Source organism: Azospirillum griseum, from assembly GCF_003966125.1.
Classification (GTDB): Bacteria; Pseudomonadota; Alphaproteobacteria; order Azospirillales; family Azospirillaceae; genus Azospirillum; species Azospirillum griseum.
Genome location: NZ_RXMA01000018.1, coordinates 1 through 12,462 on the forward strand (window position 1 = coordinate 1; position 12,462 = coordinate 12,462).

The following is a 12,462-nucleotide window of genomic DNA, read 5'->3' on the forward strand; positions in this document are numbered from 1 at the left end:
ACCAAGGCCACCTCCCTTTCGGTAGCCTTGAATCAAATTTCTGCGACCACGGGAATCCCATTCTTCGCCTGAATGTCAACAGGCCCTAGGACTCATGCATCCGCGTTGACACAAACCACCCCAGCGCTGTTTCAAAAATTTCACAAATCCGCAGCGACGGAGTCATCGACCGTCCGGCATTGATGCTTTTCGTCACAACCGCGCGGTCGGTTGGCGATGAACAGCGCTGGGCAACCGGCGAAGACCACAAAGGGTGTGTGCACATGTCCATCCCGCTCCTGCGCAGCCTGACGCTGAAGCAGGCGATCCATGCCGTTCTGGCCGCCTTCGTGATCGGCTTTGCCATCACGGCGGTTGAGTTCGGCTGGACCGTAACGCGGGAACGCGCCGCCGCGCTGGACCGCATGGCGGAAGTGGCCACGCTGATGGATGGCGCGGCAACGACCGCCGCCTGGTCGCTCGACCACAATCTGGCCGAACAGGTGATGAGCGGTGTGATGGGGGTGCGCACCGTCGGATGGGCCGACATCGTGCTGGACAATGGTTTGGTTTTCATCCGGCGGGAACGCGCGGGCGAACCGAACCACATCCTGCAACGCCTTGCCATCACCCTGCTGTTCGTGGACCGGCCCCAGATCGACCATGCGTTGCTGATGCCCAATGGTGACGATGCCTCCCGCCGTGTTTTTGCCCATCTGCGCATCGGCATCGATCCCACCGCCGTCGCGGATCGTTTTCTGGAGTACGCCGCGACCACGCTGGCGGCGGGGGTGCTGCGCAACCTGTTGATCGGGTTGACGATGGCCCTGGTCTTTCACCGGTTGCTGACACGCCCGTTGGTGCGCATCGGCTACGCCGTGGCCCGGATCGAGCCGGGCAAACCGCAAAACCAACCCCTGACCGTTCCGCGCGGCCATGACGATGACGAGCTGGGCTTCCTGGTCTCCCGCTTCAACGACACATTGGAGATGCTGGAGCGCGAGCACACGGAGTTGCGGCGTCTGGTGACGCGCTGCACCTTGACCGGCTTGGCCAACCGCACCTTGCTGATCGACCGCTTGGGCCACGCCATCGACATGGCCAACCGCACCCAAGGGCGTCTGGCGGTGCTGCATGTGGATTTGGACCGCTTCAAGCGGGTGAACGAAAGCCTTGGGCATGACATCGGCGACGCGCTTCTGATTCAAACCGGCGAGCGGTTGAGCGATGGCGTGCGGCGCTGCGACACGGTTGGCCGGTTGGGCGGCGACGAGTTTCTGGTCATTCTGGAACGGGTGGCCGGTTCGGACGAGGCGGCGATGGTCGCCGGTCGGTTGCTGGGTGCCCTGCGCCGCCTGACCAACGTCGATGGCCACCGCGTCCACATCACCGCCAGCGTCGGCATCGCGCTCTACCCCACCGACGGCACAGATGAACACGCACTGATGCGCATGGCCGACGCGGCGATGCAGGCGGCCAAAGCCGATGGCGGCGACGGTTTCGTCTTCTACACCCGCGAAATGACCGAACGGGCGATGGCCCGCTTGCGCCTGGAAGCCAGTTTGCGCGCCGCCACCGAACGCCGGGATTTTGAACTGGCCTACCAGCCCAAGATCGACGCCGCCACCGGTGCCCTGACCGGGTTCGAGGCGCTGTTGCGTTGGCGGTTGGACGGCATGCCGGTCTCACCGATGGAGTTCATTCCGGTGGCCGAAGACACCGGCCTCATCCTCGACATCGGGGCCTGGGTGCTGGAGGAGGCCTGCCGAACGGCGTCCCGCTGGGCGCTGGACCATGGGCCGCTGCCCATCGCCGTCAACGTCTCGGCCCGGCAACTGGCCGATTCCAGCTTCGCCGATCTGGTCGAAAGCACCCTGCGCCGCAATGGGACCGCGCCGGAGTTGCTGGAGATCGAGATCACCGAAACCGTCATCATGAAAAACGTTCTGCACCATCTGCCCACGCTGAACCGGCTGCGGGGGTTGGGGGTGCGGATCGCCATCGACGATTTCGGCACCGGCTATTCCTCGCTGGCCTATCTGCGGCAATTGCCGGTCGATGTGCTGAAGATCGACCGCAGCTTTGTCACTGACCTTCCCCACGCGCCGGACATCGCGTCCACCGTCATCGCGCTGGCCCAGCGGCTGAAGCTGTCCACCGTCGCCGAAGGGGTGGAAACGCTGGAGCAACGCCGCTGGTTGGCGGAGGCCGGCTGCGACCGCCTGCAGGGTTATCTGATCTCCCGTCCGGTGTCGGCGGATGCCGCCGAAGCCATGGTGATGGCGGCCTTTGCCCGCCAGGACATGGCGTTGACGGGGTGAGGGGAACATCCCACTCCCTGATCAAGGGGAGCAGGTCGGTCTCTGCATTGGGTTCGGGTGGTTCCAGACCGGACCGTTTGTCCCGGCTGGTCCCCTGTTGTTTTGCTGACAAATTAGGGCGAAGAGCATTCGATTGAACAACGGTGAAATGGATATGTTTTAAAGTTACAGTCCAGGCGCAAAGTGGCATTGCCTGTATCAACAGGCATGATCTTTTTGAGCCGAGGAGGGTGGTCAATGGCTGTGGAGGTGTGTGAGCGGATTGACCGCATCATAGGAAATCTCAAACGCCCCCCTGCCTTGGCGCATCCGGATCCAAGCACACACACGCTTCACGATCGAATGGCGTGTCTTTCCATTCCGGGTGTCAGCGTAGCTGTGATCGATCATTTTGATGTCGCGTGGCACAAAGGATTCGGCGTTCGAAAGAATGGGCTGCCTGCCTGCGTGACGGAGGACACACCGTTTCAGGCTGCCTCCATCAGCAAATCCGTTTTCGCTTTAGCGGTCATGCGACTCCACCAAGACAAACGGATTGATCTCGACGAGGATATCACACGCATCATCAGGTCTTGGAACCTACCGACCGACGACAACGGCCTGATTCCAAAAGTGACTTTGCGCCAGCTTCTGAGTCACAGCGCGGGCGCAACGGTTCATGGCTTTCCCGGTTACTCTATGAACGCACAGTGGCCCACCGTCACCGAGGTTTTGGATGGTGCCCCACCGGCAAACACCCCACCTGTCCTCTTCGATTTGGTTTCCGGTACACAGTTCCGTTACTCTGGCGGAGGGACAACCATTGCTCAATTGGCCGTGACGGACGCTACCGATCAGCCATTCGCTGACTTCATGCATGAACTCATGTTCAAGCCGCTCGGGATGCGTGACAGCAGTTACGAACAACCGCTGTCAGAAAATATGAAGGCGCGTGCGGCGGCAGGACATTTGCACGATGGTGTCCCAATTCCGGGGGACTGGCATGTCTATCCCGAGATGGCAGCCGCAGGGCTTTGGACAACAGCGGGCGATCTTGCCCGCTTGGGAGTCGCCGTTATGCGCGGTCTTCGCGGTGAGGCCACTAACCTTGGCTTGTTCCGCGAAAACCTGACCGCCATGTTGCAGCCCCAGATACCGGGGGAAAGCGTCGGAATGGATTTTGCCGGACTGGGATGGTTCTGCACGGGAAAAGATGACCAATTCCGCTTTGGCCATTCGGGTGTCAATCATGGCTTTTTGGCCGAGCTGCAATTGCGCCCCGTCAAAGGTCAAGGCGTTGTTGTTATGGTGAATTCCGATCAAGGGGGGCCGCTGATACGAGAATTGGTGGAATCAATCGAACGTGAATACGGATGGTTGATTTGATGGAATATGAAGAGCACGATAAGCGTCACGGTTTCAGCGGCATAAACAAATCAGCCTCTTGCTCCAATCATTGAAGCATCATCCAACACGCCTACCCCACCAACCCCGACATCACCGCGCGCAGTTGCGCCGGTTTCACCGGTTTGTTCAGCACAAGGCAGTCGGCGGCCTTGGCCTCCGCCGCCAGTTCGGGGGTGCGGTTGGCGGTGATGAGCAGGGCGGGCAGCGGCCGACCGGCGGCGGCGCGCAGGCGGGCGATCTCGTTCACGCCCAGCGCGCCATCGTCCAGGTGGTAATCGGCGATCAGCAGATCGGGCGGGCGATCCAACCCGGCCAGCCGCGCCAGCGCCTGATCGCCGGACATGGCCGACACGACCCGGCAGGACCAGCCGCGCAACAGCGCCTCCATTCCCGCCACCACCGCCGGTTCGTTGTCCAGCACCAGCACCGACAGCCCGGCCAGCCGGTCGGTGCGCGGAACCGGTGCCGGGGCGCAAGGCGCGCGCAGGCCACGCGGCGCGCGGACGCGCGGCACGGTGACGGCGAAGACCGATCCCTTGCCCAGGGTGGACCGGACGCTGATCGGGTGATCGAGCATGCGCGCCACCCGGTCGACAATCGCCAACCCCAGCCCGATGCCCCGGTCGCGCCCGTTGGTCACGGGGGTGTCGAGACGGCGGAACTCCTGGAAAATCTCCTCCCGCTTGTCGGCGGGGATGCCGGGGCCGTTGTCCCACACCTCGATCCGCAGCCCGTCCGCGCAGCGGCGGCAGCCAACCACCACCCGCCCGCCCTGGACGTAGCGCAGCGCGTTCGACAGGAAATTCTGCACAATCCGTCGCAACAGCCGCATGTCGCTGCGCACCACCGCCCCGCTCGTCACCACCCGCAGGCGGATGCCGCGTTCCGCCGCCACCGCCGCGTATTCGGTGGCGAGCGGGACCAGCACGCCGCGCAACGGGAACTCCGTCAGCTCCGGCGTCACCGCCCCGGCGTCGAGCTTGGAAATGTCGAGCAGCGCCGACAGCAGATCCTCGACCGACGCCAGGGCCAGATCGACGTTTTCCACCAGTTCGCCCGTCGCCCCGCCGCGCTCCAGATCCGACAGGGCCGACACGAACAGGCGGGCGGCGTTGAGCGGTTGCAGCAGATCGTGGCTGGCCGCCGCGATGAAGCGGGTTTTCGACAGGTTGGCCTGATCGGCTTGGGATTTGGCCAGTTGCAGTTGATCGTTCAGTTGCATCAGGGCGGATTTTTCCGCCTGTTCGGATTCGCGCCGCCGCGCCTCCTCCCGCTTGATGTCGGTGATGTCGGTGTAGACGCCGACGACCCCGCCGTCGCGGGTGCGCCGCTCGTTCACCTGGATCCACCGGCCATCGGCCAGTTGGTTGAGGAAGACGCCGCGCATGTCCAAACGGTGGTCCATCCGCTCGCGCAGCCATTGATCGGGCGGGGGATCGCTGACCGCCCCGGCGCTCGCCACCATGGCGACCAGTTCGGAAAAGCGGATGCCCGCCTGGATGCGGCCCGCCACCCCCGGCCAATAGGACAGGTATTTGCTGTTGCACAGCACCAGCCGGTCGCTGGAATCGAACAGGGCGAAGCCTTCGTTCACCGCCTCGATCGCTTCGAACAGCCGGGCGCGCATGGTGTCGGCCAACTCCTTGGCGCGGGCGAGGTCGCGGTTGCTGTCCTCCAGCTTGTGCAGGGCGCGTTCCAACTCCAGCGTGCGTTCGCGGATGCGGTTTTCCAGCACGATGGCGGTCTGGAACAGGGAAAAGGCCCCACCCTGGAAATCCATCGACCGTTCCACCCGGTCCATCAGCACCTGATTGATGCGCTGCAGCTTGGCGTTTTCCCGCTCCAGCGCCGCGATGCGCTCGGCGTCGGTCGGTGGAGTCGCGGTCTTGGCGCTGGCGGGCTTCATACCGGGCGCGCCCCAATCGCCACGCCGGTGAAGGTCTGGTTCACGTGCATGCCGTTCACCTGCTCGCCATAGGCGCAGAAGCCAACCACCCGGTGGCTGGCCAGACGCTGCGACATCACCGCGCCCAACTGGCGCTGTTCCATCTCCAACCGCCGCAGGATGCAGTCGCAGCCCAGCACCAGATCGGGCGACCCGACCTCCGCCACGATGCCGGACATCAGCGCGTCGAAATTGGCGACCGGATCGACCCCCTCCGCCACCGTCAGCACGATGCCCTCGTCGATGGCGCAGAAAAAGGTCAGGCTTTCGTCGTCGTTCACCTTCTGGATGGAGCGCACATGGTATTCCCCGCCCACCCGGACGACGACGGGGTGGGAGGCGAAGATCATCGGCGTCAGCGTTTCCCCCTCCAACCCCACCAAACGGGCGTATTCCGGCCCCGCCGGTTCGGCGTTGATTTCGGTGACGATGCGGCGCTGCGGATCGGCCCCGGTCACGACCATCTTGCGATCGGTGCGGACAAAATGCTGGGTGTGGAACACGGTGAAGGGCCGCGCCGTGGTGAACAGCGCCACCACCGCCGCGTTGCTGCGGAACCGCCCCTCGTGCAGCACAAAGCTGCGTTCGAAATGCAGATCGTCCCCCGCCGACGCGCCAAACAGCGGAATGGTGATGAGCGCGTTGTGGAGCGCGCTGACCACCGTTTCCTCGCTCATCGACAGGCCGTCGATCAGCAGCATGGCGAAGCTGTCGGCCTCCTCCCCCAACGGAACCGCCCGGTCGGCGAGCGCATGGTCGCGCCGCTCCAGCAGCGATTGCACGATGGCGGTGCTATCGGCGATTTCAAAGCGGTCCACCGGATCGACCAGCGCCGTCACCACCGAAAAATCCTCTGATGGGAAGCCGACGGCGACCAGCGCGCCGGACAAATAGCCGAACGGCCCGATCTCCCCCGCTGTGGTGCAACCGATCACCGGGATGGTCCCGAACGCCGCCGTCAACGCCCCGGCCAAGGCGTCGCGGTCAAAGCTGGGGGCGCAGAAGACGACGACCAGTTCCAACCCGTCACCCAACCCGTCGCGCAACTCCCGCGCCGCCACGCCCGGATCCTCGGCCTGCGAGACGGCGCGCGGGATGGCGTGCGTCGTCGTACCGTCGGCGGGGGCGCTGGCCGGTGGGGGGGCGGGTGCGTCCGTTCCCGGCGGGGGTTCGGCCAGCGTGCTCCACGGGTGGCGGCGGGAAAGTCGGTTGCGCGGGCGGGTGAAAGCGACCATGGGTGCAAGCGCGCCTGTGTCCGGGGAACCGCTGGGCGGCGAGCCGCCTGCGGGTGGGGTGTTACAGCCTGTCCGCAGGCGTCGGCGGCGTCAATTGCGCCGTTTCCTCATCGGTGAACAGCCGCGCCCGCGCGGCGAAGCGCACGCCGTCGGGGGCCTCCAACGAAAAGCCGCCGCTGCGCGCCTGGATCACGTCCAGAATCACCTGACAATGCGCCCAATAGCCATAGGTCGAGGCCCCCATGCAAAAGGGCGTCTCCCCGACCAACCCCAGGCAGAGATCGCCACCACCCATGCGGAACTCGCCGCGCGGCAGGCACAGCGGGGCGGTCCCGTCGCAACAGCCGCCCGACAGATGCAGGATCAACGGGCCATGCCGGGCGGCCAGCCGGTCGAGCAGGGCCAACGCCTCGGGCGTGGCGGTGACGCGGTCCACCATGCGTGATCCTCCGTCGCGAAAAGGATGCGAAACAAAAAGGGCCGGGGACAACGCCCCGGCCCAAGTGCCACCCGATGGGGGGAGGAGCACAGGATCAGAAGAAGCCCAACGCCTTCGGGCTGTAGCTGACCAGCAGGTTCTTGGTCTGCTGGTAGTGATCGAGCATCATCTTGTGGGTTTCACGGCCGATGCCCGACTGCTTGTAGCCACCGAACGCCGCGTGCGCCGGATAGAGGTGGTAACAGTTGGTCCAGACGCGGCCAGCCTGGATGCCACGGCCCATGCGGAAGGCGCGGTTGCCGTCGCGGGTCCACACACCGGCCCCCAGGCCGAAATCGCTGTCGTTGGCGATGGCCAGCGCCTCTTCTTCGGTTTCGAAGGTGGTGACGGCGACCACCGGCCCGAAGATTTCCTCCTGGAAGATGCGCATCTTGTTGTGGCCTTCCAGAATGGTCGGCTGCACGTAATAGCCGCCCTCCAGTTCGCCGCCCAGATGGGCGCGCTCACCACCCAGCAGAACCTTGGCCCCTTCCGCCTTGCCGATGGCGATGTAGGATAGGATCTTTTCAAGCTGATCCTGCGACGCCTGCGCGCCGATCATGGTGTTGCCGTCCAGCGGGTGGCCTTGGACGATCTTGGCGACGCGTTCCACCGCCAGCTTGATGAAGCGGTCGTAGATCGACTTCTGGATCAGGACGCGCGACGGGCAGGTGCAGACCTCGCCCTGGTTCAGCGCGAACATGGCGAAACCTTCCAGCGCCTTGTCCAGGAAATCATCGTCGGCGGCCATCACGTCTTCAAAGAAGATGTTCGGCGATTTGCCGCCCAGCTCCACCGTGGACGGGATGATGTTTTCCGAGGCGTATTGCAGGATCAGGCGGCCGGTGGAGGTTTCGCCGGTGAAGGCGATCTTGGCGATGCGCTTGTTGGTGGCCAGCGGCTTGCCCGCTTCGATGCCAAAGCCGTTGACGACGTTGATGACGCCCGGCGGCAGCAGATCGCCGATGACGTCCATCAGGACCATGATGGCCATCGGGGTCTGTTCGGCGGGCTTCAGCACGATGCAGTTGCCAGCGGCCAGCGCCGGGGCCAGCTTCCACGCCGCCATCAGCAGGGGGAAGTTCCAGGGGATGATCTGGCCGACGACGCCCAGCGGCTCATGGAAGTGATAGGCGTAGGTGGTGTGATCGATCTCGGCGATCGAGCCTTCCTGCGCGCGGATGCAACCGGCGTAATAACGGAAGTGATCGACGGCCAGCGGCAGATCGGCGGCGCGGGTTTCGCGGATCGGCTTGCCGTTGTCCAGGGATTCGGCGAGCGCGATCAGTTCCAGCCGCTCTTCCATGCGGTCGGCGATCTTCAGCAGGATGTTGGAACGCTCGGTCGGCGAGGTGCGGCCCCAGGCATCCTTGGCCTTGTGCGCGGCGTCCAGCGCCAATTCGATGTCGGCGGCCTGAGAACGGGCGACTTCGCACAGCGGCTTGCCAGTGATCGGCGTCAAATTCGTGAAGTATTGGCCATCCACCGGGGCAACCCACTGCCCGCCAATAAAGTTGTCATAGCGGGGGCGAAGGGCGATTTGCTTTTGCAGCGTTTCGAGAGCCTGGTGGAGCATGTTCCGTTTCCTCTCTGGATGGCGGGCCTGTGTTTGCTTCGGCCCGGCGCGTTTGTCGCCGCCATTAATCCAGAGGGAGGGTCATCGGTAAATGATACTATGGGAGGATGCGGAAGGCCGATATGGGGTGCGTTCACATCCCCGTCACGCCGGAACCGCCACGCGCTGCCGCCCGGCCGCCTTTGACAGATCAGCCCCCTTCAAGGTCATGAGGCTGGTCTTGATGCCGGTCAGGTCGGTGCCGATCAGCAACGCCCCGGCCAGGCTGGCGTCGCGCAGGTCGGCCCCGGCCAACCGGGCGTTGGTCAGGTTGGTCGGCCACAGCCGCGTGCCGTCGCCGGTCAGGTCCACCCCGCGCAACCGCGCCCGCCACAGCTTTGCCCCGGTCAGGTTCGCCCCTTCCAGATTGCAGCCGGACAGATCGGCGCTGGTAAAATCGGCATCGCGCAAGTCGCAATAGGACAAATCAGCCATTGCCAGCTTGGCCCCGGAAAAATCCGCCCCGCGCAGCCCGCAGAACCGCATCACGGCACCGCACATCAATTGATTGGCAAAGGAATAGCCGCGCAAATCGACCCGTTGCAGTTCGATGCGGGCACCGGTCTTGCCGTCCTTGTCCACCCAACGCTGATGATCGGACAGCATGTCCGCCATCCGGGCCGCCGTGGTGGTCATGCCGGTCCCATCGACGTCGATGCCCTTGCGCTCCAACGCCGTACGCAACTCGTCGTTCAGGCGCGCGCCGCACATCAGCACACCGTCCAGCACCGCGCGCCGCATCACCGCCCCGGTCAGATCGGCCCCGATCAGGATGGCCCCGCTGAGGTCGGCCCCGGAAAAATCGACCCCCGCCATGTTGCTGCCGGAAAAATCGCATTGGGCCAGACGGCTGTCGGTCAAGATCGCCTCGGCCATGCTGCACCCGACAAACGTCGTGCTGCCGTCGGCGTTGCCGCCGCCACGACGGTCCCCGGCTTCGATCATCATGCCCCGCCGAAGATCGGCACCGGACAGGTTGGCCTTGGCCAGTTGCGCCCCGTCCACCCGCGCCCCGCGCAGATCGGTGTTCTGCAACTGCGCCCCGGAGAGATCGGCGCGCGACAGATCGGCCCCATAAAGGTCAGCGCGGGTCAAAACCGTTCCCATCAGGCGGGCACGGGCCAGACAGGCACCGGTCAGCTTGGCCCCGGACAGGTTGATACGGCTCAAGCCCAACCCGGTCAGATCGAAAAAGCTGAGGTCCGCACGCCGCCCTTGGCCCGCCGGATCGCGCAACAACCACTGTTGGTGTTTCACCAGCGTGTCGCGCACCGCCCGCAAATAGCGTTCGTCCATCATGCGATGGCCTCACCGTTGCGATGGATGCAGCGATTTCGCAGACACGTCACAGGGCGCGCGCCTTTCGAATGGCAACAGGGTCTACAATTGGTCGACGCTATAATACCGGATCGGCACCGCCACGGAAAGGACTCAACCCTCGCCAAAACAGGCCGGGGCGCTAGATTCTTTTGGAATACCCACAAATTTCCAGCTTGAATTTTTGACCCTGTTTTGGGTCACAAGCGTGTGAACCCGCCGTGAGGCCCCTTGGGTTCGGGACAAAAACTCCACATATCCGCTGCCACAGGCCTTTTCCCACTCTCCGGAGGCACCGCCATGAGCAGCAGCACCGTCAATGACCGCGACAAGCAACGGATCCTGACCCCCGATCAGCATCGCGTTCTGCGCGAACACGGCACCGAACGCCCCGGTTCCAGCCCGCTCAACGATGAAAAACGAGCCGGTCTGTATCTGTGCGCCGGTTGCGGCCAGCCGCTCTACAGCAGCACGACCAAATACGACAGCGGGTCGGGCTGGCCCAGCTTTTGGGAGCCGCTGCCCGGTGCCATCGCCACCTCCACCGATTACAAGCTGGCCTATCCACGCACGGAGGTGCATTGCGCCCGCTGCAACGGCCATCTCGGTCATCGGTTTGAGGATGGACCACAGCCAACCGGCCTTAGGTACTGCATGAACGGGGTTGCCATGACCTTTGCCCCACGTGACACCCCGGAAACATAAGTCTTTCGGACAGCGGGCACAGTGGCGGAAGCGCTGCGATCAATCGCCGCTGAAAAATTACAACCCGAACACACAAACTCGGTGGTATGATCGCTCCGGTGCGACGCGGTGTCGCGGCGTGCCCTTTCCTTGCGCCGGCCCGTCCTTCGGGTGGGCGCAAGGGGTGCCGTTGGCCGGGTTTGGGTGGACGTATGGTGGTTTCCGCCGAGTTTCTGGGGTTGTTGCTGTTGCTGACCAGCGCCGCCGCGCTTGGGCTGTCCATTGTCATTGACGTGGGGCGGGTCAGCGCGGAAAAGGCAAAGGAAGGTCTGGCCCAGCGCACCTATGAAAAAAAGCGCGCCGCGCTTGCCGAATGGCGGCAAAAGACGGAACGCAAACGCGTCGATCTCACCACACTGCAGGCCCGCCTGACCGAGTTCACCGGACGCCGCCACAAAACCCAGAGCGAATTGAAAGCGCTTGAATATTCGAAGATTGAACTGGTGCACGAGGTGGGCGACACCGACGGCGACACCGATGTCTATTGGGCACAGTTGGGGGTCAGCGAAGCCTTTGCGCAGTTGGACCGCAAGGACATCGTCTTTTCCCGTCAGATCTGGGAATACCGCAACGTCGTCCACATCCTCGCCAACTCCGCCGATCAGGCTCACGCCACGCTGCACATGGCCTTTGGCCAGCGCAACGGTCTGGCCTCCTCCCCGGTGGTTCCGCTGGCGCTGGCCCCCGACCCCGTGGCGGAGCAGGATGGTTCGGCATGACCGGGATGCTGCTCTATTGCGCGTTGGGCCTGATGGTGCTGACCGTTCTGTCCAACCGCTATTGGCGTCGCCAACTGGTTCTGACCCGCATCGCCAACGGCAAGTTGAAGGAAAAGGTTGATGAGGTGACGCGGGAGGTGGCCGACGTCGCATCGGATTACGCCCAACTTGCCCACCATTACGCCGAAATGGAAAAGCGGGTGGGAAAGGCCGAAACCGATCTGCAAGCGACCCTGGTTGAGTTCGAGAAGAAGAAGGCGGCCCCGATGGACCGCTATTTCATCTTCGACCGTCAGGAACCCCGCCCAGGGCGATTCTGGGAGGTCGCGGTGCGTTGCTCTCCCACCATCAGTTCCGAGGCACGCGGGCAGCGGGGATGGAGCGGTGTGCGCCGTTATCTGCTGGTGTCTGATGGCGACCGCGAGGCGCGCGACCGTGTCGCGTCCCGCTTTCCGCGTCGGGCCGGGTTCGAGGTGGTGGAGGTGGCCGGATGCCGAATCAGCGGCCTGTCGGTGAATCGCATCGCCGAACTCAGCACCTTTCGCCGCCCAGGCCGGGATGAGGATGGCGGCGACGGGGCCGGAAAGGGCAGCGGTCGGGCCGCGCGCAACAAAACATCGGCGGCCCGTCCCTGAACGCGGAGCAACGTTGCCGCACTGCGGTGCCACATCGCGGAGAACCCTAGGCTTTGGGGAAAATCCGCTTATTTCTGTTGTTTCACCG

General features: G+C 64.1%; 10 protein-coding genes. 5 read left to right on the top strand and 5 right to left on the bottom strand.

Going from position 1 to position 12,462, the window contains the following annotated elements; genetic code table 11:
- Nucleotides 1–263: 263 nt before the first annotated feature.
- Nucleotides 264–2,300 carry a putative bifunctional diguanylate cyclase/phosphodiesterase gene (locus EJ903_RS17335; protein WP_126617764.1) on the top strand — a complete coding sequence of 679 codons (2,037 nt, stop codon included), beginning with the start codon at nt 264–266 and terminating at the stop codon, nt 2,298–2,300.
- A gap of 237 nt (nt 2,301–2,537) precedes the next feature.
- Nucleotides 2,538–3,665, top strand: coding sequence for a serine hydrolase domain-containing protein (locus EJ903_RS17340; protein ID WP_158627948.1), 1,128 nt, complete (start codon nt 2,538–2,540; stop codon nt 3,663–3,665).
- Between the two features lie 91 nt (nt 3,666–3,756).
- Here the strand turns inward: EJ903_RS17340 and EJ903_RS17345 are convergent, their stop codons facing one another.
- From EJ903_RS17345 to EJ903_RS17365, 5 genes are all read right to left on the bottom strand, one after another.
- Nucleotides 3,757–5,592, bottom strand: coding sequence for an ATP-binding response regulator (locus tag EJ903_RS17345; protein WP_126617768.1), 1,836 nt, complete (start codon nt 5,590–5,592; stop codon nt 3,757–3,759).
- Nucleotides 5,589–6,866, bottom strand: coding sequence for a nitric oxide-sensing protein NosP (gene nosP / locus EJ903_RS17350; protein WP_126617770.1), 1,278 nt, complete (start codon nt 6,864–6,866; stop codon nt 5,589–5,591). The genes EJ903_RS17345 and nosP overlap by 4 nt, the downstream gene beginning before the upstream one ends.
- Nucleotides 6,867–6,927: 61 nt before the next feature.
- On the bottom strand, nt 6,928–7,305 hold the full coding sequence (locus EJ903_RS17355) for a DUF779 domain-containing protein (RefSeq protein WP_126617772.1): 378 nt from the start codon (nt 7,303–7,305) through the stop codon (nt 6,928–6,930).
- Nucleotides 7,306–7,399: 94 nt separating this feature from the next.
- Nucleotides 7,400–8,920 (bottom strand): aldehyde dehydrogenase, encoded by a 1,521-nt coding sequence (adh, locus tag EJ903_RS17360; protein WP_126617774.1) that lies wholly within the window; start codon nt 8,918–8,920, stop codon nt 7,400–7,402.
- Nucleotides 8,921–9,064: 144 nt separating this feature from the next.
- A complete protein-coding gene (locus EJ903_RS17365; protein ID WP_126617776.1) occupies nt 9,065–10,258 on the bottom strand; it encodes a pentapeptide repeat-containing protein in 1,194 nt (397 codons plus the stop codon).
- 318 nt (nt 10,259–10,576) lie between these two features.
- Between EJ903_RS17365 and msrB the strand changes: the two genes are divergently transcribed.
- From msrB to EJ903_RS17380, 3 genes are all read left to right on the top strand, one after another.
- Nucleotides 10,577–10,981, top strand: a complete 405-nt coding sequence (gene msrB / locus EJ903_RS17370; RefSeq protein ID WP_126617778.1) for a peptide-methionine (R)-S-oxide reductase MsrB — start codon at nt 10,577–10,579, stop codon at nt 10,979–10,981.
- Between the two features lie 191 nt (nt 10,982–11,172).
- Nucleotides 11,173–11,739 carry a hypothetical protein gene (locus tag EJ903_RS17375; protein WP_126617780.1) on the top strand — a complete coding sequence of 189 codons (567 nt, stop codon included), beginning with the start codon at nt 11,173–11,175 and terminating at the stop codon, nt 11,737–11,739.
- A complete protein-coding gene (locus EJ903_RS17380) occupies nt 11,736–12,374 on the top strand; it encodes a hypothetical protein (RefSeq protein ID WP_246015704.1) in 639 nt (212 codons plus the stop codon). The genes EJ903_RS17375 and EJ903_RS17380 overlap by 4 nt, the downstream gene beginning before the upstream one ends.
- The last annotated feature ends 88 nt before the right edge of the window (nt 12,375–12,462 follow it).

Bases quoted from the DNA above. Each gene is read 5' to 3' on its own strand.
- EJ903_RS17335 (WP_126617764.1), top strand. From the start codon at position 264: ATGTCCATCCCGCTCCTGCGCAGCCTGACGCTGAAGCAGGCGATCCAT.
- EJ903_RS17340 (WP_158627948.1), top strand. From the start codon at position 2,538: ATGGCTGTGGAGGTGTGTGAGCGGATTGACCGCATCATAGGAAATCTC.
- EJ903_RS17345 (WP_126617768.1), bottom strand. From the start codon at position 5,592: ATGAAGCCCGCCAGCGCCAAGACCGCGACTCCACCGACCGACGCCGAG.
- nosP (WP_126617770.1), bottom strand. From the start codon at position 6,866: ATGGTCGCTTTCACCCGCCCGCGCAACCGACTTTCCCGCCGCCACCCG.
- EJ903_RS17355 (WP_126617772.1), bottom strand. From the start codon at position 7,305: ATGGTGGACCGCGTCACCGCCACGCCCGAGGCGTTGGCCCTGCTCGAC.
- adh (WP_126617774.1), bottom strand. From the start codon at position 8,920: ATGCTCCACCAGGCTCTCGAAACGCTGCAAAAGCAAATCGCCCTTCGC.
- EJ903_RS17365 (WP_126617776.1), bottom strand. From the start codon at position 10,258: ATGATGGACGAACGCTATTTGCGGGCGGTGCGCGACACGCTGGTGAAA.
- msrB (WP_126617778.1), top strand. From the start codon at position 10,577: ATGAGCAGCAGCACCGTCAATGACCGCGACAAGCAACGGATCCTGACC.
- EJ903_RS17375 (WP_126617780.1), top strand. From the start codon at position 11,173: ATGGTGGTTTCCGCCGAGTTTCTGGGGTTGTTGCTGTTGCTGACCAGC.
- EJ903_RS17380 (WP_246015704.1), top strand. From the start codon at position 11,736: ATGACCGGGATGCTGCTCTATTGCGCGTTGGGCCTGATGGTGCTGACC.